Origin of the sequence: Streptomyces sp. NPDC085596, from assembly GCF_044541565.1 — a bacterium.
In the GTDB taxonomy this organism is placed as follows: domain Bacteria; phylum Actinomycetota; class Actinomycetes; order Streptomycetales; family Streptomycetaceae; genus Streptomyces.
This window is the reverse complement of sequence record NZ_JBITTC010000007.1, coordinates 270,626-294,729: the sequence shown is the minus strand read 5'-3', so window position 1 is coordinate 294,729 and position 24,104 is coordinate 270,626. Positions and strand designations below refer to the sequence as shown.

Below are 24,104 nucleotides of genomic sequence, written 5' to 3'. Positions count from 1 at the left end.
TCAGTGCCGGGGTGCAGCATGGGCGCATGGCGACGAGGCGGGCGACGGGCACGGGCGGCACCACGGCGGTACGGGGCGCGCGGCGCCCGGAGCTGCGGCTGCCGCCCCTGACCCCCTGGGCGGACGCGGAACTGGAGCGGGACGGGGACTACGACGGGCTGGAGTTCCAGGAGGCCGACCTGTCCGGGCAGCAGGGCGGGGGCGCCCGCTTCATGGACTGCGCGCTGACCGGCTGCGTACTGGACGAGACCGGTCTCGGCCGGGCCCGGGTGCTGGACTCGGTGCTCGACGGGGTGCGGGGCGTCGGCACCCAGCTCGCCGAGGCCACCTTCCGGGACGTGGAGTTCCGCTCGCCCCGGCTCGGCGGCGCCCAGCTGCACGGCGCGGTGCTGGAGCGGGTCGTGGTGCGCGGCGGCAAGCTCGACTTCCTCAACCTGCGCGAGGCCCGGCTGAAGGACGTGGTCTTCGAGTCGTGCGTACTGGTGGAGCCCGACTTCGGCGGGGCCCGGCTGGAGCGCGTGGAGTTCGTCGACTGCGCCCTGAAGTCCGCCGACCTCTCCCGCGCCACCCTGAAGGACGTCGATCTGCGCGGGGCCGCTCCGCTGGAGATCAGCCGTGGCCTGGACCGGCTCTCCGGGGCGCTGATCGGCACCGGGCAGCTGCTGGACCTGGCTCCGCTGCTGGCGGCGGAGCTGGGGATTCGGGTGGAGTGACAGCGGGCGTCAGGAGATACGGGGGTAGCGGGCCTGGAGGGTCCAGATCGCCGGGTTGTCCGCCAGGTCCTCGTGCATGTCGGTCAGGTCCGCGATGACGTCGTGCAGGAAGTCGCGGGCCTCGCGGCGGAACTCGGCGTGCGAGAAGTTCAGCGGGGGTTCCTCGGCGGGCATCCAGTCCGCCTCGATGTCCACCCAGCCGAACCGGCGCTCGAACAGCATGCGGTCGGTGGACTCGGTGAAGTCCAGCTCCGCGTGCTGCGGGCGGGCGGCACGCGAGCCCATCGGGTCCTTGTCCAGCTGCTCCGCGATGTCGCACAGCGCCCACGCGAAGTCCAGCACCGGCACCCATCCCCAGGCTGTGGACAGCTCCCGGTCCGACTTGGTGTCGGCCAGATAGACGTCACCGCAGAACAGGTCGTGCCGCAGCGCGCGGACGTCCGCCCGGCGGTAGTCCGTCTGCGGGGGGTCCGGGAAGCGGTTGGAGAGGGCGTAGCCGATGTCGAGCACGTCAGATGGTCCCATGCCGGGGGTTGGACGCTGCTCAGCTCGCCCGCCCGGCCAGGAGTCGGCCCAGGCCGGGCGGCCACACCGGCTCGGCGGGGTCGGTCAGTTCGGCGGCGGTCCACCAGCGGCCGCCCAAAATGCCCTCGGCGGAGTGGGTGGCGCGTGCGAGGGCGGTGGGTTCGCGGCGCGGGCCGGGGGTGACGTAGATGTGCTCGTGCTGGCGGACCGCGATGTCCGCGCGGGTGAAGTCGTGTTCCCAGGTGCACAGCAGCGGGCCGGGGATCAGGTCGGTCCAGCCGGTCTCCTCCGCCAGCTCCCGTACGGCGCCTTCGCGGGGGCTCTCGCCGGGTTCGAGGCCGCCGCCGGGCAGCGCCCAGTGCACGCCGACCTCGGGGTTGTCGTAGCGGAAGAGGAACACCGCGCCGTCCGGGTCGACCACGGCGGTGCGGGCGGCCCGCCTCGGGGTGCGCAGCACCTTGCGCAGGACGGCGCACGGGCGGTTCAGGGCGCGGTCGCGGCGGTGGGCGAGGTGCTCGTAGCCGAGGGATTCCCAGAAGGCCAGGCCCGCGGTGTTGCCGTCGAGCACGGCGAGTCGGACGGCTCGGCGGCCGGCGGCCCGGAACCGGTCCTCGGTCAGCTCGGCGGCTTGGCGCCCGTGTCCCCTGCCCTGCTGGGCCGCGTCGACCAGCAGCAGGCCGATCCACGGGTCGGGGTCGGCCGGGTCGGGGTGCCGGGCCAGCGTGCTCACGACCGCGACCAGCCGGCCGTCCACGCGGGCGAGCAGCATCTCCGCGTCGGGGTGGGCGAGTTCGGCCGCGATCGTGTCCGCGACCTGCTCGGGCCGGATGTCCGCCGGGTCCGGGAACTCCTCGCTGAGCGCGTGGAACGCCTGCTGGGAGGCGTACAGCGCGGTCAGCTCGGCGAGCAGGGGGGCCGGGAGGGGGCCTCCGGCGGGTACGGGTTCGAGGATCACGCGGGGCACGCTAACGCGTGCGCCGGCTTCAGTAGGGGGAATCGCGGTGCGCAGGTGCGCACCCCGGCCCCGGTGACGTACCGGAGCCGGGCGGCAGTCGTGTCTTTAGACGTTGACGCCGAAGTCCTGGGCGATGCCGACCAGGCCGGAGGCGTAACCCTGGCCGACCGCGCGGAACTTCCACTCCGCGCCGTTGCGGTACAGCTCGCCGAAGACCATGGCGGTCTCGGTGGCCGCGTCCTCGGAGAGGTCGTAGCGCGCGAGCTCGGCACCGCCCGCCTGGTTGAGGATGCGGATGTAGGCGTTGCGGACCTGGCCGAAGTTCTGGCCGCGGTTCTCGGCGTCGTAGATCGAGACCGGGAAGACGACCTTCTCGACGTCGGCCGGGAGGGCGGCCAGGTTGACGTTGATCGCCTCGTCGTCACCCGCGCCCTCGCCCGTGCGGTTGTCGCCGGTGTGGACGATGGAGCTGTCCGGGGTCTGCTTGTTGTTGAAGAACACGAAGTGCGCGTCGGAGTAGACCCGGCCCTGCGTGTTGACCGCGATGGCGGACGCGTCCAGGTCGAAGTCCGTGCCGGTGGTGGTGCGGACGTCCCAGCCGAGGCCCACGGTGACGGCCGTCAGGCCCGGAGCCTCCTTGGTGAGCGAGACGTTGCCACCCTTGGACAGGCTTACAGCCATGATTGGGAGTCCCTTCCCTTTTGAGTATCTGTGCCGACGAAGCTACGTCACCGGTAAGAACGGCGGGAGGGGTCCCATAGGTTCCTGCCCGCTTTACCTTTTTTACCGAGCTGTTCCGGCGCCCCGCGCAGGCGCGCCGGAAATCGGGGTGACTTGGGGCGGTCGGAGCCGGGAACATGGGGGGCATGTCCGGGCCCTATCTCATCCGTGGCTCGGTCTCGCTTCCCGAGGCCGAGCTGAACTGGCGTTTCTCGCGGTCTTCCGGGCCCGGTGGCCAGCACGTCAACACCAGCGACTCCCAGGTGGAGCTGCGCTTCGACCTCGCCCGTACCGAGGCGCTGCCTCCGGTGTGGAAGGAGCGGGCGCTCGAGCGGCTGGCCGGGCGGCTGGTGGACGGCGTCGTCCTCGTACGGGCCTCCGAGCACCGCTCCCAGTGGCGCAACCGCGAGACCGCGGCCGTACGCCTGGCCGCGCTCCTCGCCGAGGCCACCGCGCCCCCGCCCAAGCCCCGCCGCGCCACCCGCATCCCCCGAGGCATCAACGAGCGCCGCCTCAGGGAGAAGAAGCAGCGCGCGGACACCAAGCGCGGCCGCTCGGGGCGGGACTGGGGCTAGGGGGTGTCTCGGCCAGGTCGAGCACGCCGACCGTCTGACCGCCGCTCGTCTCGTCGGTCGTACGGAACCCCAGCCGCCGGTAGAACTCTCCGGGCCCGTCCGCGCCGGGATGCCAGGTGACGTACAGCTCCTCGCATCCACGCCGCCGCAGCTCGGCCGCGACGGAGTCCACGGCGAACCGCCCGTACCCCTTCCCCTGTTCCCCCGCGTCGATGTTCAGCCGCCACAGCCCGGAGCGGTGGACACTTCCGTCCTCCCGCCAGTCGATGTCGAGAAACGCCATCAGAAAGCCCACCGGCCGGTCCCCGTCCAGGATCAGCCGCGGCCAGGCGACACCGGGCGGACGGACGTACGCCTCCGCGAGGGAGTGGGCGACCGGCTCGACCGCGTGCTCCTGGTCGGGACGGACGCGGATGGCCAGGGCGGCTTCGAGGTTCTGAGGCGTGATCTCGGCGAGGCTGGTCGGCATCCGCGCACCCTACGGCGGGGCTCGCGCCGGGCGCCCGTCATTTACGTCCCTGAGCCCAGGTGCCGGTACCGGCCCCGGTAGTACAGCAGGGGCCCGCCCTCCGTGCTCGGCACCCGTGCGGTCAGGACGCGGCCGATGACCAGGGTGTGGTCGCCGGCCGTCACCCGTTGCTCGGTGCGGCACTCCAGGGTGGACAGCGCGTCGGCGACCAGGGGGGCGCCGGTGGTCTCACCGCGGTCGAGGGCGAGGTCCGCGAAGAGCAGGCGGTCGCTGATGCGGCCCTTCATGGCGAAGCGGCCCGCGATCTGGCGCTGGTTCTCCGCGAGGACGGAGACCGCCCAGAGCGGCTGTTCGTCCAGCAGGTCGTCCATGCGGGAGCCGGTGCGCAGGCTGACCAGCACCAGCGGCGGGTCCAGCGAGACCGACATGAAGGCGGTCGCGGTCATGCCGACGTCCTCCGTGCCCGGCGCGTGCGGGTCGTCGGGGTCCAGCGGCGGTTCCTGCGCGGTCACCAGCACCACGCCCGCGGCCAGCCGGGACATCGCGGCCCGGAACTCGTCGTCGCTCACCCCCTCAGCATGCACAGAAGCGGCCGTGGCGGTGGGGGAGGGAGGGTTCAGCACGCCGCAAACGCTAATCGGCCGCCCGTACCCGCCGCATCGGGCCTCCGGCCGAGCCCGGACCTAGGTCCAAAGGACCGGACCTGTGGCCGAAGACCACATCTGGACCAGCACAGCGGCATATGCGCAACTTCGCAGCCTTTGCGATCGGGGAACGCAACGGGAAAGTGCGGAAACTGCACTCAATTGTTCAAGTTCTTCTGTGACTTGAGTCACAAGGAGTACGGAATTGTTGACCCTGTGTACCGAGTGAGCAGCGCGCTGTGATTCAGTGGCGGAAAGCCTGTGGACAGCAGGGGGAGGGCGAGCATGGAGACCGATCAGGAGCCGTACGTCCCTCTGACGTCACTGCGTCAGCTGCACCAGGTCATGGCCGAGATGAACACCGCGCGCAGCCAGGCGGACACCCTGCAGATCGTCGCCGACGGCGCGGTCGGCGCCCTCGGGTACGAGATGGCCTGCGTGAACCTCGTACGCCCCGACGGCGATCTGGTCGTCGCCGCCGTCTCCGGCAACTCCGCCGCCGAAGCCCTCATCACCGGCCGCACCGGCTCCCGCGAGTCCTGGGACCGCCGCCTCGGCATGGGCGAGCTGTGGGGCGACCTGGTGTTCATACCCCACACCGAGGGCTGGGTCCTCGACGACGACGACGTCCCCCAGTGGTACAGCGACGGCCCCGCGCCCCGCTTCCCCGAGGAGTGGCACCCCGGCGACCGGCTCTTCGCCCCGATGTACGCCCCCGGCGCCCAGGGCGGCGCCCGCGGCGGACTGCTCGGCGTCATATCCGTCGACCGCCCCCTCACCGGCCGCCGCCCCGGCGCCTGGGGCCGCGAGGCCCTCCAGATGTACGCCTTCCAGGCCGCCATCGCCATCAGCAACGCCCACCTCCGCGCCAACATGCAGCGCGCCCTGGTCCGCCTTGAGCGGGACCAGCAGGCCCTGCGCGCCAGTGAGGAATCCTTCCGCCAGGCTTTCGAGTACGCCCCCTCCGGCATGGCCATCGCCGAGATGGGCGGCGACCAGCACGGCCGCATCCTGCGCACCAACGACGCCCTGTGCCGCCTGCTCGGCCGGCCCGCCTCCGCGATGCGCCGCTACTCCTTCTCCGACCTCGTCCACCCCGAGGACATCGGCACCCTGATGCGCACCTCCGCCGAGGGCGGCCGGGCCGAGCTGCGGCTCGCCCGGCGCGACGGCAGCTATGTATGGGTGTCGCTGCGCAACTCCGTCGTCGCGGACGCGGCCGACGGCCCGCGCTTCCTGCTCACCCACGTCGAGGACATAGAGGAGCGCAAGCGCCGCGAGCTCCAGCTCGCCCACCGCGCCTCCCACGACTCGCTGACCGGGCTGCCCAACTCCGCCGAGCTGCGGTCCCGGCTCGCCGCCCGGCTGTGCCGCCGCCCGGCCCACCTCGACGCCCTGGAGTCCCTGGACGCCGCCTACGGCCATCCGGCCGGGTCCGGTGACGCCCACGGCTTCGACTTCGCGCCGGGCGCGGAGGCGTACGACGCCTTCGACCACCATGTGCACACCGTCGCCCCCGAGCCGGGACCCGACGACGGCACCAAGGGGCTCGCGGTCCTCTTCTGCGACCTGGACGGCTTCAAGTCGATCAACGACCGCTTCGGGCACAACGCGGGCGACGCGGTCCTCATCGAGGTGGCCCGCAGGCTCAGCGGCGGCGTGCGCGACGGCGACACCGTGGCCCGGCTCGGCGGTGACGAGTTCGTGATCCTCGCCGACGGCCTCGGCCAGGCCGACGCCGCCGACCTCGCGGTGCGGCTGCGGGGCGAGATCATCCAGCCGATCCGGGCCGAGGGCCGGGCGGTCCGGGTGGGCGCCAGCTTCGGCATCGGCTGGGCGCACTGCGGGATGACGGCGGACGAAGTGCTGAAGTCCGCCGACGAGCGCATGTACGTTGAGAAACGATCTCGTCCCAAACAGCATCGGCGTGCCGGGTGAAGCGCAGGTCAGTGCGCTGACAGCGCCGGGCTCCGCGGTTCGGGCGTCCGTTCGGGGGTCCCCCGTTCGAGCGAATCGGGGTGTGCGGGAGGGTAGGCTCGCCATTCAAACCCCCTACCGCATCCGCCCGCACCTGTTGAGGAGTACCCAGGGATGACGCCCGGCGACAACGGCGCGAGCAAGCCCGAGGAAGACGACCCGTTCGGCTACCTGTACGCCGACGGCCAGGCCAGGGGCGCGCAGCCGCCGTCCAGTGGCTACGGCTATCCCAACGCGGTCAACAGGGTGCGCCCGGTCGGCGAACGCCGGTACGGCCAGCCGCAGCAGTCCGCTCCGACGCAGGCGGGTTCCTACGGCCAGTCGACCGCCCACTACCAGGCGCCGGAGACGCTGCCCGGCGGCGCTCCCACGTCCCGGCAGGCCATGCACTCCGGCGGGGGCGGCGGCCGGCGCGGGCCGAACACCAAGGGTCTGCTGATCGGCGCCATCGCGGTGGTCGCGGCGGTCGTCATCGGTATCAGCGTGGCGATGCTCAACGGCAACGACGACGACGGCAAGACCGGCAACGAGGCCGACGCGTCCCCGACCCAGTCGCAGGAGGCCCCGCCGAGCTCGAAGGCGACGAGCTCGGCCGAAGCGGGCGAGCTGCCGAAGGCCGACGCCGTCGACGACGCCGTGCAGCTCGCGGGCGGCGCCGCCCCGGCCTCCGACATCAAGGGCGCGAAGTCCGCGGGCGGTTCCTACGTGGGCGGTCTGAACCAGGTCGGCGCCTCGGTGACCTGGACGGTGGACGTGCCGAAGCCCGGCAAGTACACGCTGAACGTCGGCTACGGCGTGCCGGGCAAGGACGCCAACACCACCCTGACCATCAACGGCACGTCGCAGAACCGGCCGCTGAACATGTCCAACTTCGCCCACGCCTCCGAGGGTGACTGGGAGCGCGGCTGGACCCACACCTGGGCCAACCTGGAGCTCCAGAAGGGCTCCAACACGATCAGCATCTCGTGCGGCAACGGCAACCAGTGCGACGTCAACCTGGACCAGTTCTCGCTGGAGAAGGGCTGGCGGTAGCCCGCACGGGCTTCTACGCCGCCGACTCCTCCTCCGTCACCGTGGCCTGCGCCAGCAGCCGTTCATAGGCCGCCGGGTCGAACTCCCCGGCCGTGGGCGCCAGTACGGCCGCCGCCGACAGGGCGGTGGCTCGGGTCAGGCGGGTGGGCCAGGGGTGGCCGTCCACCAGGCCCGACAGCAGGCCCGCGACCGCCGCGTCGCCCGCGCCGGTCGGGTTGCCGCGCAGGCGGGTGGGCGGGGTGGCGCGCCAGTGGCCCTCGGGGGTCGCGGCCAGCAGGCCGTCCGGGCCCAGGGAGGCGACCACCGCCTGGGCGCCCCGGCGGCGGGCGTCGCGGGTGGCGCGGGCCGGCTCGTGGGAGCCGGTGAGTTCGGCGAGTTCCGCGGCGTTGGGCTTGACGATGTCGGGCCGCGCGGCGATCCCGCGCCGCAGTGGCTCCCCGCCCGTGTCCAGCAGCACCGGCACCCCGGCCGAGCGGGCCACCCGTATCAGCCCCGCGTACGCGCCGACCGGGACGCCCGGCGGCAGGCTGCCGCACAGGGCGACCGCCGAGGTGTCCGGCAGCAGGGCGTCGTAGGCACGCAGGAAGGCGGCCCACTCGGCCGGGGCGATGTGCGGGCCGGGCTCGTTCAACTGGGTCGTGTCGCCGATGAGTTGGTCCACCACGGCGACGGTGCGGCGGGTCGCCCCGGCGACCGGCACCAGCGCGTCGGTGATACCCGGCGCGGCCGCGAGCTTCTCGCGCAGCACCTGGCCGGTCGGGCCGCCCGCGAGACCGGTGACCGTCACCTCGTACCCGAGCGCGGCGAGCACGCGGGCCACGTTGACGCCCTTGCCGCCGGGGCGCTCCACGACCTCCGACACCCGGTGCTCGGCGTGCGGCCGCAGCGACGTCACGCGGTACGTGATGTCGAGAGCGGTGTTCAGCGTGACCGTGAGGATCACCCGGTCCGACCTCCCTCGATGTCCGTACGCCTCGGTTTCCGGGGCCCTGATCATGCCAAAGAGACGGCGCCCGGCCCAGTTGAGGGACGGACGCCGTCAGATGAAGCGGGGTACGGATCAGGGCAGTTGGGGCGTGACCACCCATTCACCCCGGCGCATGACGCCCTTGAGCGCGAAGTCGGCGTCCAGCAGCACCAGGTCGGCGTCCTTGCCGGGCTCCAGCGAGCCGACCCGGTCCGAAAGCCCCAGCAGCCGGGCCGGGTTGGCCGACAGCGCCGCCACCACGTCGGTGACCGGCAGCCGGTCCACGGTGACCGCCCGCTGGAAGGCGCGGTCCAGGGTCAGCGTGGAGCCCGCGATGGAGCCGCCCTCCACCAGCCGGGCCACGCCGTCCCGTACCTCGACCTCCAGCGGGCCGAGCAGATAGCGGCCGTCAGCGGAGCCCGCCGCGTCCATCGCGTCGGTGATGAAAGCGACCCGGCCCGCGCCCGCGTGGTGGAAGGCCAACTGGAGCGCGGCCGGGTGCAGATGGGTGCCGTCGTTGATCAGCTCGACGGTGATCCGCTCGTCCTCCAGCAGCGCGGTGATGGGGCCGGGGTCGCGGTGGCCGATCGGGGGCATCGCGTTGAACAGGTGGGTGGCGACGGTGGCGCCCGCGTCGATGGCGGCGACCGTCTGCTCGTAGCTCGCGTCGGTGTGCCCGACCGCCGCGATCACGCCCAGCTCGGCGAGGAGGCGTACGGAGTCCAGGCCGCCCGGCAGTTCGGTGGCGAGGGTGACCATCTTCGCGTGGCCGCGCGCGGCGTCGACCAGCTTGCGGACCTCGGCCGGGTCCGGGTCGCGCAGCAGCGCCTCGGAGTGCGCGCCCTTGCGGCACGGGGAGATGAACGGGCCCTCGAAGTGGACGCCCGCGATGTCGCCCTGCTCGGCCAGCTCGGCGAGCAGCCCGGCCTGGCGGGCCAGCACGTCCAGGTCGTCGGTGACGGTGGAGGCGACCAGCGTGGTGGTGCCGTGTTCCCGGTGCGTGCGGACGGCGGTGAGCGCGTCCTCGGCGCTGCCGGAGAAGGCCGCTCCGCCGCCGCCGTGGTTGTGCAGGTCCACGAAGCCGGGGACCACCCAGTGGCCGGTCACGTCGAGCACGTCGGCGCCCTCGGGCGCGTGTGCGGCGATCCGGCGGCCGTCGACGGCGACGCGCCCGCCGGGCACCTCGCCGGTGGGGAGCACCACGGTGCCGCCGGTGAGCACCAGCGGACGGCCGCCCGAAGGTGCGCTCTCGTTGGCCATCAGGTGCTTACCTCCGTGGTCTGGGGGGTGGTGTTCAGCAGGTCCTGGGCGAGGAGCGCCGCGCCCAGGCATCCGGCGCCGTCGCCGAGGGCGGCCGGGACGAGGGCGGGCGCGCTCTGGAAGGTGATCCGGCGCTCGACGGCCGCGCGCAGCGGCCGGAACAGCACGTCACCGGCCTCGGCGAGTCCGCCGCCGACGATCAGTGTGCCGGGGTCGAGCAGGGTGAGCGCGGTGACGAGGCCGTCCGCGAGCGCGTCCACCGCCCCGGCCCATACGCGGGCGGCGTCCGGGTCCCCGGCGGCGACGGCCCGCGCGCAGTCGGCGGCGTCCGCGTCCGCGCGGCCGCTCGCCCTGGCCCAGGCGGTGCCGACAGCGGCCGCGGAGGCGTACCGCTCCAGGCAGCCGGTCTGCCCGCAGGGACACGGCTCGCCGCCGGGGCGTACGACGATGTGGCCGATCTCCCCGGCGAAGCCGTGCGCGCCCGCCTCGACCCGGCCGTCCAGGCCGATCGCCCCGGCGATCCCGGTGCCCAGCGCGATGAACAGGAAGCGGTCGGCGCCCCGGCCGGCCCCGGTCCGGCCCTCGGCGAGGCCGCCGGTGCGCACGTCGTGGCCGAGGGCGACCGGCATACCGAGCCGCTCGGCGAGCAGGGCGCGCAGCGGTACGTCGCGCCAGCCCAGGTTGGCGGAGTAGAGGGCGGTGCCGCGCGCCTCGTCGACGGTGCCGGGGACGGCGACCCCGGCCGCGAGCGCGGGGGCGCCGAGGTGGCCGGTGCCGTGCGCGCGCAGCTCGGCGGCGAAGGAGAGGAGGTTCTCGACGACCGCCGCGGGTCCGCTCTCGCGGCCCGTCGCGCGGCGGGCGCGATGCAGCACCGCGCCGTCGTCGCCGACGAGCGCGGCCTTCATCGAGGTACCGCCCACGTCCAGGGCGATGACATGTCTCACGGGCCCAGTGTGACCCCCCGACCCGCGAGAGGTCTAGTCCACTCACGTGGTGTAGACCTTATGCGTTCGAATATCGAATGGTCTGACCAAGGGGATAGGGGTTTTGAGGGTGCGTCGGCGTACGGCAGGAACGATCGCGGTGGTGTCCGCACTGGGCATGACGGCGATGCTCGGCGGCTGCGGGAGCACGGGCTCCGCGCACACGACCCTGAAGCTGGTCGCCGCCGACTACGGCGATTCCGCCGCCAACAGCTCCAAGAAGTACTGGGCCGCGCTGGCCGACGCGTACGAGGCGAAGCACCCCGATGTGAAGGTCCAGGTCAGCGTCTACTCCTGGAACGACGTCGACGCCAAGGTCAAGGACATGGTCGACGCCGGGCACGCCCCCGACATGGCCCAGATCGGCGCGTACGCCGACTACGCGGCCTCCGGGAAGCTGTACCCGATGTCCGACACGCTCTCCATCGGCACCCAGGCCGACTTCGTGCCGCAGCTCGCCGAGGCGGGCGACTGGGACCACACGCCGTACGCGATGCCGTTCGCGGCTTCCACGCGCGTGCTCTTCTACAACAAGTCGCTCTTCCAGCAGGCCGGCATCACCCCGCCCACCACCTGGGACGAGCTGGCCGCCGACGCCGAGGCGCTCAAGGCCGAGGGCGTGAAGTACCCCTTCGCGCTGCCGCTCGGCCCCGAGGAGGCGCAGGCCGAGACCATGCAGTGGCTGCTCAGCGGCGGCAGCGGCTACACCGACGACATCGGCACCTACACGATCGACTCGGCGCTGAACGGTGAGACGTTCTCCTGGCTCAAGGACGACCTGGTGGGCAAGGGCCTCACCGGGCCCGTCGCCCCCGCCCGCCTCAACCGCGCCACCGCCTTCGCCGCGTTCGCGGACGGCCAGGTCGGCATGCTCAACGGCCACCCCACGCTGATCCGGCAGGCCGAGGCGAAGGGCGTGAAGTTCGGCATGGTCCCGATGCCGGGCCGCACCGGCCGGGCCAGGGCCGCGATGGGCGTCACCGACTGGATGCTGGCCTTCAGGCAGAACGGCCACGCCGCCCAGATCGGCAGCTTCCTCGACTTCGTGTACGACCAGAAGAACGTGCTCGACTTCTCCCGCAAGTACGGCCTGCTGCCCGTCACCACCTCCGCCTCCGAGGCGATGAGCCAGTCGGACGCGGCCACCGACGTACCCCTGCACGCCTTCCTGGAGCAGATGCCGACCGCCGAGCAGTACCCGGTGAACAAGACCTCCTGGGCCGCCGTCAGCGCGGCCGTGAAGAAGGACATCGGGCAGGCCGTCTCCCCCTCGGGCAGCCCCGCGGGCGTGCTCACCCGGCTCCAGGCCGCCGCCACGGCGGCCGACAGCTCGGCCCAGTCCCAGGGCTGAGCCCGGCTGTCAGAGGTCGGAGTTACGGTTGCCGACATGGAACTCGGCAGCCGTGAGAAGGCGATCCTCGCGCTGGAGCGCCGGAGCTTTCCCGGCCCCGGCGCGAAGGAGCGCGCCATCCGCGAGCAGCTCGGCCTCGCGCCGGTCCGCTACTACCAGCTCCTCAACGCCCTCCTCGACGACGAGCGCGCCCTCGCCCACGACCCGGTGACGGTCAACCGCCTGCGCCGGGTCCGCGAGGCGAGAAGGTCGGAACGCTGAGGCGTGAGGGCGGCCCGGCGCGGATAGTGTCGCTCTATGGGCATCCCTGATGAGGACTCCGTCAACCCCGAGGTCCGTCCACTGCCGGTCCCGGTGACCCAGGCAGGCCGCGACGGTCTGCGGGCGCTGCTGGAGCGGCCGCGCACCGCCGTGATCGGCCTGGACTTCGACGGCACGCTGGCCCCCATCGTCGCCGACCCCGACCAGGCCCGTGCCCACCCCGGCGCCGTGCCCGCACTCGCCGCGCTCGCGCCGAAGGTGGCCTCCGTCGCCGTCGTCACCGGCCGCCCCGCCGGGGTCGCGGTACGCCACGGCGGCTTCGCGGGGGTCCCCGGCCTGGAGCACCTGGTCGTCCTCGGCCATTACGGCGCCGAGCGCTGGGACGCCGTGACCGGCACCGTCACCGCGCCCGCCCCGCACCCCGGCATCGCCGCGGTCCGCGCGGAACTCCCCGGCGTCCTCGACCGGGCCGGTGCCTGGCCCGGCACCTGGATCGAGGAGAAGGGCCGCGCGGTCGCCGTCCACACCCGCCGCGCCGAGGACCCCGAAACCGCCTTCGACACCCTCCGCGCCCCCCTCACCGACCTCGCCACCCGCCACGGCCTCATCGTCGAACCCGGCCGCCTCGTCCTCGAACTGCGCCCTCCCGGCATGGACAAGGGCGTAGCCCTCCTGGACCACCTCCGCACCACCGGCGCCGAGTCGGTCCTCTACGCCGGCGACGACCTAGGTGACCTCCCTGCCTTCGCCACCCTCGAGAAACTCCGCTCCGAAGGCATCCCGACCCTCCTGGTGTGCAGCGGCAGCAGCGAGGTGACCGAACTGGCGGAACGGGCGGACCTGGTGGTCAACGGCCCCGAGGGCGTGGTCGAGCTGCTGGCGAGCCTGGCGGAGCACATCGGCTGAGGCCGGCCCGGCGCCCGGCTTCGGCAACTCCTCAACTGGCCCACCACTGAGCTTGTTCTTTATCTGCTGGCGCTCCTGAAGCGCTGTGGGCAGAGTGGGCGGCATGGCAGACAGTTCCGGCCCTGTTCCCGCGGACGCGGGCGACCGCGAGGCGATAGAGCACATACTCGGTCGTCCCTTGAGCCAGACCTGGCCGACGGATGCACTGGCACCGGGCAGCCGCGTCACGGTCGTGCGCGACCAGGACTGGGACGGTCCTTGGCAGGTCGAGTTCGCTGGAACGATCGATGCCATGGGCACACCCGAACCCAACGAACATGCCCAGGCGCTCAGCGGCGAGCTGCTGTACTGGGTGACCTTTGACGCACCGCAGTACGACTGCGACGGGGCCGGCCCCTACCGCAAGGCCCGGATCTGGGGCCGGTACCTACGGGCCGAGGCCGGCACACCTGGGAGGGCGCACCTCTGAAGCGGGCGGCTCAGCCCCGCAGCGCGTTCAGCTGGTCCAGGAACCACTTGGCCGGGGGGAGGGCCGTGGCGGCGTCGGACAGGTGCTTGGAGCGTTCGGCGCGGACCGGGTCCGGGAGGGTCAGGGCCTCGTGGAGGGCCTCCGCCGTGCCGACGATGTCGTACGGGTTGACCGTGATCGCGTGCTCGGCCAGCTCCTCGTAGGCGCCCGCCTCGCGGGACAGGACCAGCGCGACGCCCTCGTCCGAGACGACCGGGACCTCCTTGGCGACGAGGTTCATGCCGTCGCGGATGGGGTTCACCAGGGCGACGTCGGCGAGGCGGTACGCGGCCAGGGAGCGGGCGAAGTCGTCGTCCAGGTGGAGCAGGACCGGGGTCCAAGTAGGGCTGCCGTACTCGGAGTTGATGGCCTCCGCGACCCGGCGTACCTCATCCATGTAGGAGCGGTACAGGGCGAGGTCCTGGCGGGAGGGGTAGGCGAAGGCCACGTGGACGACGCGCTCGCGCCACTCGGGGTGGTCCTCCAGGAGGCGGCGGTACGCCAGCAGGCCGCGCACGATGTTCTTGGACAGCTCGGTGCGGTCCACGCGGACGATCGTCCGGCGCCCCTCGCCGATCTCCTCCCGCAGCAGCGCCATCCGCTCGTCCACGTCCGCCCGGTGCGCCCGCTCCCGCAGGAAGTCCGCGTCCGCGCCCAGCCCGTGCACCCCGATCTCCGTACCGGAGGGGATGCCGGGACCCAGTACCGCGTGGCAGCAGTCGGTGAACGCGTCCGCCCAGCGCCGGGTCAGGAACGCCGCCCGGTCCGCGCCCAGGATGCCGGTCAGCAGCTCGGCCGCGATGTCGTCCGGGAGGAGGCGGAAGTAGTCCGGCGGCGCCCACGGCGTGTGCGAGAAGTGGCCGATGCGCAGGTCGGGGCGGAGCTTGCGCAGCATCCGGGGGGCCAGCGCCAGGTGGTAGTCCTGGATCAGCACCGCAGCGCCCGGCGCCGCCTCCTCGGCCAGCGCCTCCGCGAACGCCTGGTTGTAGGCGCGGTACGCGTCCCACTGCCGGCGGAACTCCGCGTCGAAGACCGGCTCCAGCGGCGTCTGGTACATCATGTGGTGCACGAACCAGAGGGCCGAGTTGGCGATGCCGTTGTACGCGTCGGCGTAGACACCCGCGTCGATGTCCAGCATCCGCACCCGCTGCCCGCCGGTGTCCGCCGCCGGCAGCAGAGCGCCGTCCGCGCGCCGCACCGCCTCCCGGTCACCGTCCCCGAGCGCGGCGCACACCCACACCGCGTCCGTGTCCGGACCGATCGCCGACAGCCCCGATACGAGACCGCCGCCGCCCCGCCGGGAAGTCAAGCCCCCGTCCGGACCCACCGTGTACGAAACCGGGCCGCGATTGGACGCGACCAGCACCTCAGCACCCTGCGTAGCCATGGCCTCAACCTAGCCCGACCCACAAATGCTCAAACGTACGCGCGACCGGCGAGCCGACCGTATACGGCCGCCCTCACGCCACCTTCCGCGCCGCGTACTCCGCGATCTCCGCCATCGGCGGCCGCTCCTCGGTGTCCACCGAGTACGTACGCGGCTCGAAACCGTCCACCCCCCGCTCGAACTGGGTCAGCGCGGGCCGCACCAGATGTCCGCGCGCGAGCCGGAGCTGCGCGGTGCGGTAGATCGCGGCCGCCATCCGGCCGAGGGCCTGCCCGTCCTGGTGCCGGTGCTTGCGCACCCCCACGTCCACCTGGGCCAGCGCGTCGAGCCCGACCAGATGCAGTGAGTCCACCAGCATCCCCAGCTCGACCCCGTACCCCACCGGGAACGGCAGCCGCTCCAGCAGCGAGCGGCGGGCCGCGTACTCCCCGCCCAGCGGCTGCACGAACCCGGCCAGCTGCGGCCAGTGCATGTTCAGCAGCGGGCGCGCCATCAGCTCGGTCACCCGGCCGCCCTGCCCGGCAGCCCCGCCCAGCGGACGGTCGTACATCGCCTTGACCAGGTCGATCCCCGGATCGGTGAGCAGCGGGCCGACGATGCCGAGGACGAAGTCGGAGGAGAACTCCTTCAGGTCGGCGTCCACGAAGGCCACGATGTCCCCGCTGGTGACCAGCAGGGAGCGCCACAGCACCTCGCCCTTGCCGGGCTCGGCGGGCAGCCGGGGCAGGATGTCGTCCCGGTGCACGACCCGCGCGCCCGCGGCGGCGGCCACCTCGGCGGTGCGGTCGGTGGACCCGGAGTCCACCACGACTATCTCGTCCACCAGCGGCGCCTGGGACACCAGGTCGTGCCGGATCACGGAGACGATCTCCCCGACCGTCGATTCCTCGTTCAGCGCGGGCAGCACCACGGACACGCGCTGCCCGGAGCGCTGCTTGGCGGCCAGGACGCGGTGCAGCGGGCGGTCGGCCACGGACCAGGAGCGGGTGGCCAGCCAGCGTTCGGTTTCTTCCAGCATGGTCTGCGGCTCCTCACTGTGGGGGCGTGTCTGCACGGGCCGGCCGGTGTCCGGGCCGGTCCCCGCCTGATCCATCTCGCGGTTCGGACGACACCTTCAACTCTCCTGGCCTTCGGTTACAGTCTTGGACAACGCCGATGACCATCGCATGTCGAGGCCAGATGGCGTTCACAACCGAATACCGCTCATCCAGAGGGGCAGAGGGAAACGGCCCGATGAAGCCCCGGCAACCCTCCAGCCGGTCTCGTGCGCGCGACACACCGCGACACCGCGAGGCTCCCGGCTAGGGAAGGTGCCAAATCCGTCTCACGGCGAGATGCGTCGTGAGGAAGATGAGGAGAGAGGGCCTCGCCTCCATGGCTGTGCAGACCGTCGCCACCCCCACCGTAGATCTCGGCCCCGCCGCCGCCCTGAGCTGTCGGGAGTGCGGACACCGCGTCCCGCTCGGCCCCGTCTTCGCCTGCGAGGAATGTTTCGGGCCGCTGGAGATCGCCTACGACTTCTCCGCGTACGACACCGAAGAGCTGCGCAAGCGCATCGAGTCCGGCCCCGCCAGCATCTGGCGCTACGCCCCGCTGCTGCCCGTCCCCGCCGACGTCGCCGAGAAGCCGAACCTCAACCCCGGCTGGACCCCGCTGGTCAAGGCCGACCGCCTGGCCCGTGAACTCGGCGTCACCGGCGGGCTGTTCGTGAAGGACGACTCCGGCAACCCGACGCACTCCTTCAAGGACCGTGTCGTCGCCCAGGCGCTGGAGGCCGCCCGCGCCTTCGGCTTCACCACCCTGTCCTGCTCCTCCACCGGCAACCTGGCCGGCGCGGTCGGCGCCGCCGCCGCCCGCGCCGGCCTGCGCTCCTGCGTGTTCATCCCGCACGACCTGGAGCAGGGCAAGGTCGTCATGGCCGCCGTCTACGGCGGTGAGCTGATCGGCATCGAGGGCAACTACGACGACGTGAACCGCTTCTGCTCCGAGCTGATCGGCGACCCGGCCGGCGAGGGCTGGGGCTTCGTCAACGTCAACCTCCGGCCGTACTACGCCGAGGGCTCCAAGACGCTGGCGTACGAGATCTGCGAGCAGCTCGGCTGGCGGCTGCCCGACCAGCTCGTGGTGCCGATCGCCTCCGGCTCCCAGCTCACCAAGATCGACAAGGGGCTGAAGGAGCTGATCGCGCTCGGCCTGGTCGAGGACAAGCCGTACAAGATCTTCGGCGCCCAGGCGGAGGGCTGCTCGCCGGTGTCGGCCGCGTACAAGGCCGGTCACGACGTGGTGCGGCCGCAGAAGCCGGACACCATCGCCAAGTCCCTCGCCATCGGCAACCCGGCCGACGGGCCGTACGTGCTGGACATCGCGCGCCGCACCGGTGGCGCGGTGGAGGACGTGACGGACCCGCAGATCGTGGACGCCATCAAGCTGCTGGCCCGTACCGAGGGCATCTTCGCCGAGACGGCGGGCGGGGTGACGGTCGGTGTCACCCGCAAGCTGATCGAGACCGGCGCGCTGGACCCCTCGCTCACCACCGTCGTCCTCAACACCGGCGACGGCCTCAAGACCCTGGACGCGGTCGCCGGCACCGGTCTGACCGCGACCATCCGCCCGAACCTGGACTCCTTCCGAGAGGCTGGCCTCGCATGAGCGTGACCGTTCGCATCCCGACCATCCTGCGCACCTACACCGGCGGGCAGGCCGAGGTCGCCGCCGAGGGCGGCACGCTCGCGGAGGTCATCGAGGACCTGGAGAAGCACCACACGGGCATCGCCGCGCGCGTGCTGGACGACCAGGGCAAGCTGCGCCGGTTCGTGAATGTCTACGTCAATGACGACGACGTGCGTTTCGAGGGCGGACTTCAGACCGCCACCCCCGACGGCGCGGGTGTCTCCATCATTCCGGCGGTCGCCGGCGGCTGAAATTACCTTCGGTAACCACGGTTACCGTCAGTTCATCGAATGGCCTTCTCCGTAAGAGAAACGGAGGGGGCCATTCTGTGTGATTGAGCGCGGTAGGGTTGGGGAACGCGCTCCCGGTCAAGCGGGTCGGGAGCCCGCGATTCATGCCGCTGACCCGACAAGAAGTAGCCAAAATGCGCGGGTAATGTGCGGCATTTGTTGTTTTTAGGGGGCCCGACTTGCCCCGAATTCGGCCGAATTTGCGGCAGATTCCGGACTGTGTCCGTCCAGAATTCTCGTCCGATTGACCTGTTGCAGACGGCAGTTGGACAGATACATTCAGCCGCGGTCGACGCGTTCCGGCGCACGCCCCCGACCATTGGGGTGCGAGGTCTGACCCAGGTCCGCGAGGTGTGGATCTGCGCAAGGGCCAGTAATAGGGGAGTTAGGCATGGCTCAGGGCACCGTCAAGTGGTTCAACGCGGAGAAGGGGTACGGCTTCATCGCGGTCGACGGTGGTGCGGACGTCTTCGTCCACTACAGCGCCATCCAGATGGACGGCTACCGGGCCCTGGAAGAGGGCCAGCGGGTGGAGTTCGAGATCTCGCAGGGCCAGAAGGGTCCGCAGGCCGACATGGTTCGCGTCACCGTCTGAACGTTTCCAGCAGAGCGAAGGGCCCGCACCGGCACAGGGTGCGGGCCCTTCGTCCTGTTAAGTCCCCTCCTGATCCCCCGAAGGCGCTTGCACTCGCCCTGGGTGAGTGCTAATCATTGCGTTAGCACTCTGAAGGTGAGAGTGACAACGAAGGACCGGGTCGGTGAGGCCCGCGGACCGGGTGGGGCAAGGAACCACAAGGTCGGCGAGCCGTCCGTCGCGGGCGCGGGCGCGGTCCGAAGGAATCACCCCCAGTCCTGGAGGGACCACTTCACATGGCCAAGATCATCGCGTTCGACGAGGAGGCGCGGCGCGGCCTCGAGCGCGGCATGAACCAGCTCGCGGACGCCGTCAAGGTGACGCTCGGCCCCAAGGGCCGCAACGTCGTCCTCGAGAAGAAGTGGGGCGCCCCCACGATCACCAACGATGGTGTCTCCATCGCCAAGGAGATCGAGCTCGAGGACCCGTACGAGAAGATCGGCGCCGAGCTGGTCAAGGAAGTCGCCAAGAAGACGGACGACGTCGCCGGCGACGGTACGACCACCGCGACCGTGCTGGCCCAGGCCCTGGTCAAGGAGGGCCTGCGCAACGTAGCCGCCGGCGCCAACCCGATGGCCCTCAAGCGCGGTATCGAGAAGGCCGTCGAGGCCGTCTCCACCGCTCTGCTGGAGCAGGCCAAGGACGTGGAGACCAAGGAGCAGATCGCCTCCACCGCCTCCATCTCCGCCGCCGACACCCAGATCGGCGAGCTCATCGCCGAGGCGATGGACAAGGTCGGCAAGGAAGGTGTCATCACCGTCGAGGAGAGCAACACCTTCGGTCTGGAGCTTGAGCTCACCGAGGGCATGCGCTTCGACAAGGGCTACATCTCCGCCTACTTCGCGACCGACATGGAGCGCATGGAGTCGGTGCTCGAGGACCCCTACATCCTCATCGCCAACTCCAAGATCTCCTCGGTCAAGGACCTGCTCCCGCTCCTGGAGAAGGTCATGCAGTCGGGCAAGCCGCTGCTGATCATCGCCGAGGACGTCGAGGGCGAGGCCCTGTCGACCCTGGTCGTCAACAAGATCCGTGGCACCTTCAAGTCCGTCGCCGTCAAGGCTCCGGGCTTCGGCGACCGCCGCAAGGCCATGCTCGGCGACATCGCCATCCTCACCGGTGGCGAGGTCATCTCCGAGGAGGTCGGTCTCAAGCTGGAGAACGCCTCCCTGGACCTCCTTGGCCGCGCCCGCAAGGTCGTCGTCACCAAGGACGAGACCACGATCGTCGACGGCGCCGGCTCCTCGGAGCAGGTGCAGGGCCGCGTGAACCAGATCCGCGCCGAGATCGAGAACAGCGACTCGGACTACGACCGCGAGAAGCTCCAGGAGCGCCTGGCGAAGCTCGCGGGCGGCGTGGCGGTCATCAAGGCCGGTGCCGCCACCGAGGTGGAGCTCAAGGAGCGCAAGCACCGCATCGAGGACGCCGTGCGCAACGCCAAGGCGGCCGTCGAGGAGGGCATCGTCGCCGGTGGTGGCGTGGCTCTGCTCCAGGCCGGCCAGGTCTTCGACAAGCTCGAGCTGACGGGCGACGAGGCGACCGGTGCCAACGCGGTCAAGCTCGCGCTGGAGGCCCCGCTCAAGCAGATCGCCATCAACGGTGGTCTCGAGGGTGGCGTCGTCGTGGAGAAGGTCCGCAACCTTCCCGTCGGCAACGGCCTGAACGCCGCGACCGGTGAGTACGTCGACATGATCGCCGAGGGCATCATCGACCCGGCGAAGGTCACGCGTTCCGCCCTGCAGAACGCCGCGTCCATCGCCGCGCTGTTCCTCACCACCGAGGCCGTCATCGCCGACAAGCCCGAGAAGGCCGGCGCGGCCGCTCCGGGTGGCATGCCGGGCGGTGACATGGACTTCTGATCCTGCTCGGATCAACTGTCCTGGTCCGGGGCGGCACTTCCCTCACGGGGGGTGCCGCCCTCGGGCGTTTCCGGGCCTCGGTCGCGGGCCTCGGTCGCGGGCCTCAGTCGCGGGGGAAGGCGTAGGCGCGCTCCACCCGTGCGACCTCCACGCTGTAGGAGGAGTACCAGCGTTCGCGGCCGAGCCGCTGGGCCTGGAGGTGTTCGGGGTGGGCCTTCCACGCCGTTATCGACGCCTCGTCCGCGTAGTAGATGACGACGAGATCCCGGCCGTCCTTGTCCGTCATGGACTCGCGCCCGAGATAGCCGGGCTGCGCCTCGCCGAGTTCGGCCATGCGCTCGCTCATCGCCGCGTAGCCCTCCAGGTCCTCGGCGGGCCGGGTGGTGATGATCACCGCGTAGTACGGCGGTTCGGGGCGGACGAACGAGATGGTCATGCGGGAAGCCCTCCGTCGTAAGGCGCGTGTGGCGCAAGGCTACTGACGTGATTCCTCGCTGACCACCGTGGCTCCTGAGTGGTCGTCATGACCCCGGATGACGGAAGGTCTCGCGCGCCGGACAGCAGATTCTGTAAGCCCGTGCGAAATCCCTTGCGCAATGGTCAAGAAGTGTTGACCATTGGAGGCATGCCTACCGACGATCTCCCCGAGACGTTCCACGTCACCACTGACGACCAGCTGCGCGCCGTCTCCAATCTGACGCGCCACCGGATCATGGCCGTGCTCCGCTTCGAGCCCGCGACGATCACGCAGATCGCCGAGCGCGTGGGCCTGGCCAAGGGGAGTTCCAGCTACCACGTGCGGCTGCTGGAGCGGGCCGGCCTGGTGAAGGTCGTACGGACACGGAAGGTCCGGGGGGTCACCGAGCGGTACTACGCGATGGCCGCACGGTCGATCGCGCTGCCCGATCCGGGTGAGGGAGGGCCGGATGTGCTGATGCGGCATGCGGTGGCGGACCTGGAGGCGTCGCCGGCGGACGGCGAGCGGCATGTACGGATGGCGCATCTGCGGCTCACCGAGGAGCAGTTCGCGGAGCTGGGAGCGCGGCTGGAGGCACTGGCGGACGAGTACCGCGAACTGTCCGATCCGTCGCTGCCGGACGCGTCACTCGTCTTCGCCCTGTTCCACCCGGCATCGCGCAAGCAGACCGAAGGGGACGCCAAGTGACCTCAGACATACGGAAGTTGCCGACCGGGTTCGGACGGCTGTGGACCGCGCAGACGATCTCCTCGCTCGGTGACGGCGTGTCGCACGCCGCGCTGCCGCTGCTCGCGTTGACGTTGACGCGGAATCCGATGGCGCTCGCCGTCGTCACGGCCGCCGGAACGCTGCCGTGGCTGCTCTTCGGGGTGCTCGGCGGTGCGCTGGTGGACCGCTGGGACCGTCGGCGCACGATGTGGGTCGCGGACGCCGCGCGTGCGGGGCTGCTCGCGATACCGGCGGCAGCGGCCGCGCTCGACGTGCTGAGCATCGCGCTGCTCGCGGTCGTCGCCTTCCTGCTCGGCCTCGGCGGACTCTTCCTCGACACGGCCGCCACGGCCTACCTGCCGGATCTGCTCCGCCGCGACCCCGCGCTCCTGGAGCGCGCCAACTCCCGCCTGCGCGGCGCCCAGACCGCCATGTCCGGCTTCGCGGGACCGCCCGCGGGCAGTGCCCTGCTCACGCTCGGGCGGGCGGTCCCGCTGCTCACCGACGCGGTGTCGTTCCTGTGCTCCGCGCTGCTCGTACGCTCGCTGCCCGCCATGCCCCGGCCCGTGCCGGAGGTCCGCGAGTCGCTGCTGCGGCAGGCGCGGGCCGGGGCCTCGTACGTCTTCCGGGACCGGGTGCTGCTCGGGCTGGCGCTCCGCCCGGCGGTCGGGAACGTCGCCTTCCTCGCCGTGGAGACCGTCCTCGCCCTCTTCGCGCACGACCGCCTGGGCATCGACACCTACGGCTTCGGCCTGCTCCTCACGGCGGAGGCCACCGGCGGCCTGCTCGGCGCGGGCATCGCCTCCTACCTCGGCCGGCGACTCGGCACCGGCACCGCACTGACCTGCACGGCCGCCGTCGAAGGGCTGGCCATCCTGGGCCTGGCCGCTGCCCCGAACCCGTACGTCGCCGGGCTGGCCCTCGCCGTCTGCGGAGCGGGCATGGGCGCCACGATGGTGCTCGCGCCCTCCCTCCGGCAGGCGATCGTCCCCGCCCACCTGATGGGCCGGGTCGCCTCCACCTCCCGCATGCTCGCCATGTGCGCCGCCCCCATCGGGGCCTTCCTCGGCGGCTGGCTGGCCACCACCTACGACATCCGCACCCCGCTCTACGCCGCCGCCGGCCTCCTCCTGGCGATGACCGCCGTCACGGCCTCCATGACCAGCAACCGCCGGGTCGAAGCGGCGCTGCGTGCCGCCGCCCCGGCCGATGATCCAGATCACCCGGCATCCGAGGTTCCCGCCCAGGAGAGTGCACCCGACTTGCTGTGACCGCCGTCGGTCTTTCTGCAGAGTTAGTTACAGCTGGAGGGGTGGAGATGCAGAGATGGTTACGTCTAGGCGTAACTATCTCTGCCAAACTGTGTAAGCATCTCTGTATGGATCGCGCGGAACAGCTTGCTGTCATCGCCGGGGCCGCCGCAGATCAGTGGGGCATGATCACCACTGCTCAGGCCAAGGAGCTCGGCGTCGGTGCCGTGCAGCTTCTGCGTCTGACCGAGGCGGGGCTGCTGGAGAGCGTCAGCCGAAGCGTGTACGTCGCGACCGCCGCCGGTATGCCGCGCCACCAGGACATCAAGGCCGCGTGGCTGCGTCTGATGCCGAAGGAGTTCGCCTGGGACCGCCCGGCCGGGCACCCCGACTCCGGCGTCGTCTCCCACGCATCGGCCGCCCTGCTTCACGAGCTGGGCGACATCCCCGCGTCCGAGGTGGAGATCACCGTGCCCCGGCGGCGGACGACCACCGAGCCCTTCGTCCGGCTGCGCACGGCGGCGCTGGAGGATGACGAGGTCACCGTGGTCGACGGCCTGCCGGTCACCACACCCCTCCGCACCATCACGGACCTGCTCCGGGCGAAGGCCGACGGGGGCCATGTCGGCGGGGTCATCGCCGAGGCGGAACGCCGTGGACTGGTCGACCTCGATGACCTCGCCGAGCGGGTGCAGCCCTACGCCCGCAAGTACGGCCTGAAGGCCACCGCCACCGGGCGCGACGTGATCGACCACCTCGTGGCGCAGGCCGGTGAGAGCCTGCGCCGACAGGAAGTCGAGCGGGCTGCCCAGGCAGGCTTTGTCGGGGCCGCCCGTGTCCTGGCTGGCCGCCCCGACTTCGCCGCATATCTCATGAGTCAGCCGGGCTTGCGGGCCGATGAGCTTCAACAGCAGCCATCCCAAATGAGGGCGAGGTCTGCCGGCCTTCCCGAAAGCCCTGAAGAGTGATCAACCTGCGCGTA

26 protein-coding genes and 1 riboswitch are annotated in these 24,104 nt (G+C 71.5%); of the genes, 15 read left to right on the top strand and 11 right to left on the bottom strand.

The window, feature by feature from the left end; genetic code table 11:
* Positions 1-26: 26 nt before the first annotated feature.
* Positions 27-713 carry a pentapeptide repeat-containing protein gene (locus ACIGA3_RS22070; protein WP_399718243.1) on the top strand — a complete coding sequence of 229 codons (687 nt, stop codon included), beginning with the start codon at positions 27-29 and terminating at the stop codon, positions 711-713.
* 9 nt (positions 714-722) lie between these two features.
* Here ACIGA3_RS22070 and ACIGA3_RS22065 read toward each other — a convergent pair whose 3' ends face one another.
* From ACIGA3_RS22065 to ACIGA3_RS22055, 3 genes are all read right to left on the bottom strand, one after another.
* Positions 723-1,223 carry a hypothetical protein gene (locus ACIGA3_RS22065; protein ID WP_399718525.1) on the bottom strand — a complete coding sequence of 167 codons (501 nt, stop codon included), beginning with the start codon at positions 1,221-1,223 and terminating at the stop codon, positions 723-725.
* A 34-nt stretch (positions 1,224-1,257) separates the two neighbouring features.
* The gene (locus tag ACIGA3_RS22060) at positions 1,258-2,193 is read right to left on the bottom strand and encodes a GNAT family N-acetyltransferase (RefSeq protein ID WP_399718240.1); all 936 of its coding nucleotides are present in this window, start codon (positions 2,191-2,193) and stop codon (positions 1,258-1,260) included.
* A 105-nt stretch (positions 2,194-2,298) separates the two neighbouring features.
* Positions 2,299-2,874, bottom strand: coding sequence for a TerD family protein (locus ACIGA3_RS22055; RefSeq protein ID WP_399718237.1), 576 nt, complete (start codon positions 2,872-2,874; stop codon positions 2,299-2,301).
* Positions 2,875-3,059: 185 nt separating this feature from the next.
* On the opposite strand from ACIGA3_RS22055, the gene arfB reads away from it, so the two are divergent.
* Positions 3,060-3,488 (top strand): alternative ribosome rescue aminoacyl-tRNA hydrolase ArfB, encoded by a 429-nt coding sequence (arfB, locus tag ACIGA3_RS22050; RefSeq protein ID WP_399718235.1) that lies wholly within the window; start codon positions 3,060-3,062, stop codon positions 3,486-3,488.
* Here the strand turns inward: arfB and ACIGA3_RS22045 are convergent.
* Both ACIGA3_RS22045 and ACIGA3_RS22040 read right to left on the bottom strand, forming a co-directional pair.
* Positions 3,427-3,957 (bottom strand): GNAT family N-acetyltransferase, encoded by a 531-nt coding sequence (locus tag ACIGA3_RS22045; protein WP_399718232.1) that lies wholly within the window; start codon positions 3,955-3,957, stop codon positions 3,427-3,429. The two genes, arfB and ACIGA3_RS22045, sit on opposite strands and share 62 nt — an antisense overlap.
* Before the next feature lie 41 nt (positions 3,958-3,998).
* Positions 3,999-4,580, bottom strand: coding sequence for a flavin reductase family protein (locus ACIGA3_RS22040; RefSeq protein WP_399718229.1), 582 nt, complete (start codon positions 4,578-4,580; stop codon positions 3,999-4,001).
* Between the two features lie 306 nt (positions 4,581-4,886).
* Between ACIGA3_RS22040 and cdgB the strand changes: the two genes are divergently transcribed.
* The gene (gene cdgB, locus ACIGA3_RS22035) at positions 4,887-6,539 is read left to right on the top strand and encodes a diguanylate cyclase CdgB (protein WP_399718227.1); all 1,653 of its coding nucleotides are present in this window, start codon (positions 4,887-4,889) and stop codon (positions 6,537-6,539) included.
* A gap of 153 nt (positions 6,540-6,692) precedes the next feature.
* Positions 6,693-7,610, top strand: a complete 918-nt coding sequence (locus tag ACIGA3_RS22030; protein WP_399718224.1) for a CBM35 domain-containing protein — start codon at positions 6,693-6,695, stop codon at positions 7,608-7,610.
* Positions 7,611-7,623: 13 nt separating this feature from the next.
* Here ACIGA3_RS22030 and ACIGA3_RS22025 read toward each other — a convergent pair whose 3' ends face one another.
* The 3 genes from ACIGA3_RS22025 to ACIGA3_RS22015 all read right to left on the bottom strand — a co-directional run bounded on the left by ACIGA3_RS22025 (position 7,624) and on the right by ACIGA3_RS22015 (position 10,781).
* On the bottom strand, positions 7,624-8,553 hold the full coding sequence (locus ACIGA3_RS22025) for a 1-phosphofructokinase family hexose kinase (RefSeq protein ID WP_399718222.1): 930 nt from the start codon (positions 8,551-8,553) through the stop codon (positions 7,624-7,626).
* A 117-nt stretch (positions 8,554-8,670) separates the two neighbouring features.
* Positions 8,671-9,837, bottom strand: coding sequence for an N-acetylglucosamine-6-phosphate deacetylase (nagA, locus tag ACIGA3_RS22020; RefSeq protein ID WP_399718219.1), 1,167 nt, complete (start codon positions 9,835-9,837; stop codon positions 8,671-8,673).
* Complete coding sequence (locus ACIGA3_RS22015) at positions 9,837-10,781, bottom strand: ROK family protein (protein ID WP_399718216.1); 945 nt, start codon at positions 10,779-10,781, stop codon at positions 9,837-9,839. The genes nagA and ACIGA3_RS22015 overlap by 1 nt, the downstream gene beginning before the upstream one ends.
* Positions 10,782-10,920: 139 nt before the next feature.
* Between ACIGA3_RS22015 and ACIGA3_RS22010 the strand changes: the two genes are divergently transcribed.
* From ACIGA3_RS22010 to ACIGA3_RS21995, 4 genes are all read left to right on the top strand, one after another.
* Positions 10,921-12,171 carry an ABC transporter substrate-binding protein gene (locus tag ACIGA3_RS22010; RefSeq protein WP_399718214.1) on the top strand — a complete coding sequence of 417 codons (1,251 nt, stop codon included), beginning with the start codon at positions 10,921-10,923 and terminating at the stop codon, positions 12,169-12,171.
* Between the two features lie 36 nt (positions 12,172-12,207).
* Entirely contained in the window at positions 12,208-12,432 is a 225-nt protein-coding gene (locus ACIGA3_RS22005; protein ID WP_399718211.1) for a DUF3263 domain-containing protein, read from the top strand.
* A 36-nt stretch (positions 12,433-12,468) separates the two neighbouring features.
* Positions 12,469-13,338, top strand: coding sequence for a trehalose-phosphatase (otsB, locus tag ACIGA3_RS22000; protein ID WP_399718208.1), 870 nt, complete (start codon positions 12,469-12,471; stop codon positions 13,336-13,338).
* Positions 13,339-13,441: 103 nt separating this feature from the next.
* Positions 13,442-13,807 carry a ferrous iron transport protein A gene (locus ACIGA3_RS21995; protein WP_399718206.1) on the top strand — a complete coding sequence of 122 codons (366 nt, stop codon included), beginning with the start codon at positions 13,442-13,444 and terminating at the stop codon, positions 13,805-13,807.
* 10 nt (positions 13,808-13,817) lie between these two features.
* Here ACIGA3_RS21995 and ACIGA3_RS21990 read toward each other — a convergent pair whose 3' ends face one another.
* Together ACIGA3_RS21990 and ACIGA3_RS21985 are read right to left on the bottom strand one after the other, a co-directional pair.
* Positions 13,818-15,233: a trehalose-6-phosphate synthase gene (locus tag ACIGA3_RS21990; protein WP_399718203.1), complete on the bottom strand. Its 1,416-nt coding sequence runs from the start codon at positions 15,231-15,233 to the stop codon at positions 13,818-13,820.
* Positions 15,234-15,306: 73 nt separating this feature from the next.
* Positions 15,307-16,251, bottom strand: a complete 945-nt coding sequence (locus ACIGA3_RS21985; RefSeq protein WP_399718201.1) for a glucosyl-3-phosphoglycerate synthase — start codon at positions 16,249-16,251, stop codon at positions 15,307-15,309.
* 182 nt (positions 16,252-16,433) lie between these two features.
* Positions 16,434-16,590, top strand: a riboswitch (SAM riboswitch).
* A 17-nt stretch (positions 16,591-16,607) separates the two neighbouring features.
* On the opposite strand from ACIGA3_RS21985, the gene thrC reads away from it, so the two are divergent.
* From thrC to groL, 4 genes are all read left to right on the top strand, one after another.
* Positions 16,608-17,882 carry a threonine synthase gene (thrC, locus tag ACIGA3_RS21980; RefSeq protein ID WP_399718199.1) on the top strand — a complete coding sequence of 425 codons (1,275 nt, stop codon included), beginning with the start codon at positions 16,608-16,610 and terminating at the stop codon, positions 17,880-17,882.
* A complete protein-coding gene (locus tag ACIGA3_RS21975; RefSeq protein ID WP_361661583.1) occupies positions 17,879-18,154 on the top strand; it encodes a MoaD/ThiS family protein in 276 nt (91 codons plus the stop codon). Before thrC ends, ACIGA3_RS21975 begins: the two co-directional genes overlap by 4 nt.
* Before the next feature lie 430 nt (positions 18,155-18,584).
* Positions 18,585-18,788, top strand: coding sequence for a cold-shock protein (locus ACIGA3_RS21970; protein WP_399718197.1), 204 nt, complete (start codon positions 18,585-18,587; stop codon positions 18,786-18,788).
* 275 nt (positions 18,789-19,063) lie between these two features.
* On the top strand, positions 19,064-20,686 hold the full coding sequence (gene groL / locus ACIGA3_RS21965) for a chaperonin GroEL (protein WP_399718195.1): 1,623 nt from the start codon (positions 19,064-19,066) through the stop codon (positions 20,684-20,686).
* 103 nt (positions 20,687-20,789) lie between these two features.
* On the opposite strand, the gene ACIGA3_RS21960 is transcribed toward groL, so the two are convergent.
* On the bottom strand, positions 20,790-21,122 hold the full coding sequence (locus ACIGA3_RS21960; RefSeq protein WP_399718192.1) for an antibiotic biosynthesis monooxygenase family protein: 333 nt from the start codon (positions 21,120-21,122) through the stop codon (positions 20,790-20,792).
* Positions 21,123-21,311: 189 nt separating this feature from the next.
* Between ACIGA3_RS21960 and ACIGA3_RS21955 the strand changes: the two genes are divergently transcribed.
* The 3 genes from ACIGA3_RS21955 to ACIGA3_RS21945 all read left to right on the top strand — a co-directional run bounded on the left by ACIGA3_RS21955 (position 21,312) and on the right by ACIGA3_RS21945 (position 24,090).
* On the top strand, positions 21,312-21,851 hold the full coding sequence (locus ACIGA3_RS21955) for an ArsR/SmtB family transcription factor (RefSeq protein ID WP_399718189.1): 540 nt from the start codon (positions 21,312-21,314) through the stop codon (positions 21,849-21,851).
* Positions 21,848-23,143 carry an MFS transporter gene (locus ACIGA3_RS21950; protein WP_399718186.1) on the top strand — a complete coding sequence of 432 codons (1,296 nt, stop codon included), beginning with the start codon at positions 21,848-21,850 and terminating at the stop codon, positions 23,141-23,143. The genes ACIGA3_RS21955 and ACIGA3_RS21950 overlap by 4 nt, the downstream gene beginning before the upstream one ends.
* Before the next feature lie 107 nt (positions 23,144-23,250).
* Entirely contained in the window at positions 23,251-24,090 is an 840-nt protein-coding gene (locus tag ACIGA3_RS21945; RefSeq protein WP_399718183.1) for a type IV toxin-antitoxin system AbiEi family antitoxin domain-containing protein, read from the top strand.
* The last annotated feature ends 14 nt before the right edge of the window (positions 24,091-24,104 follow it).

Bases quoted from the DNA above. Each gene is read 5' to 3' on its own strand.
- ACIGA3_RS22070 (WP_399718243.1), top strand. From the start codon at position 27: ATGGCGACGAGGCGGGCGACGGGCACGGGCGGCACCACGGCGGTACGG.
- ACIGA3_RS22055 (WP_399718237.1), bottom strand. From the start codon at position 2,874: ATGGCTGTAAGCCTGTCCAAGGGTGGCAACGTCTCGCTCACCAAGGAG.
- arfB (WP_399718235.1), top strand. From the start codon at position 3,060: ATGTCCGGGCCCTATCTCATCCGTGGCTCGGTCTCGCTTCCCGAGGCC.
- ACIGA3_RS22045 (WP_399718232.1), bottom strand. From the start codon at position 3,957: ATGCCGACCAGCCTCGCCGAGATCACGCCTCAGAACCTCGAAGCCGCC.
- cdgB (WP_399718227.1), top strand. From the start codon at position 4,887: ATGGAGACCGATCAGGAGCCGTACGTCCCTCTGACGTCACTGCGTCAG.
- ACIGA3_RS22030 (WP_399718224.1), top strand. From the start codon at position 6,693: ATGACGCCCGGCGACAACGGCGCGAGCAAGCCCGAGGAAGACGACCCG.
- nagA (WP_399718219.1), bottom strand. From the start codon at position 9,837: ATGGCCAACGAGAGCGCACCTTCGGGCGGCCGTCCGCTGGTGCTCACC.
- ACIGA3_RS22005 (WP_399718211.1), top strand. From the start codon at position 12,208: ATGGAACTCGGCAGCCGTGAGAAGGCGATCCTCGCGCTGGAGCGCCGG.
- otsB (WP_399718208.1), top strand. From the start codon at position 12,469: ATGGGCATCCCTGATGAGGACTCCGTCAACCCCGAGGTCCGTCCACTG.
- ACIGA3_RS21995 (WP_399718206.1), top strand. From the start codon at position 13,442: ATGGCAGACAGTTCCGGCCCTGTTCCCGCGGACGCGGGCGACCGCGAG.
- ACIGA3_RS21990 (WP_399718203.1), bottom strand. From the start codon at position 15,233: ATGGCTACGCAGGGTGCTGAGGTGCTGGTCGCGTCCAATCGCGGCCCG.
- ACIGA3_RS21985 (WP_399718201.1), bottom strand. From the start codon at position 16,251: ATGCTGGAAGAAACCGAACGCTGGCTGGCCACCCGCTCCTGGTCCGTG.
- thrC (WP_399718199.1), top strand. From the start codon at position 16,608: ATGGCTGTGCAGACCGTCGCCACCCCCACCGTAGATCTCGGCCCCGCC.
- ACIGA3_RS21975 (WP_361661583.1), top strand. From the start codon at position 17,879: ATGAGCGTGACCGTTCGCATCCCGACCATCCTGCGCACCTACACCGGC.
- ACIGA3_RS21970 (WP_399718197.1), top strand. From the start codon at position 18,585: ATGGCTCAGGGCACCGTCAAGTGGTTCAACGCGGAGAAGGGGTACGGC.
- groL (WP_399718195.1), top strand. From the start codon at position 19,064: ATGGCCAAGATCATCGCGTTCGACGAGGAGGCGCGGCGCGGCCTCGAG.
- ACIGA3_RS21960 (WP_399718192.1), bottom strand. From the start codon at position 21,122: ATGACCATCTCGTTCGTCCGCCCCGAACCGCCGTACTACGCGGTGATC.
- ACIGA3_RS21955 (WP_399718189.1), top strand. From the start codon at position 21,312: ATGCCTACCGACGATCTCCCCGAGACGTTCCACGTCACCACTGACGAC.
- ACIGA3_RS21945 (WP_399718183.1), top strand. From the start codon at position 23,251: ATGGATCGCGCGGAACAGCTTGCTGTCATCGCCGGGGCCGCCGCAGAT.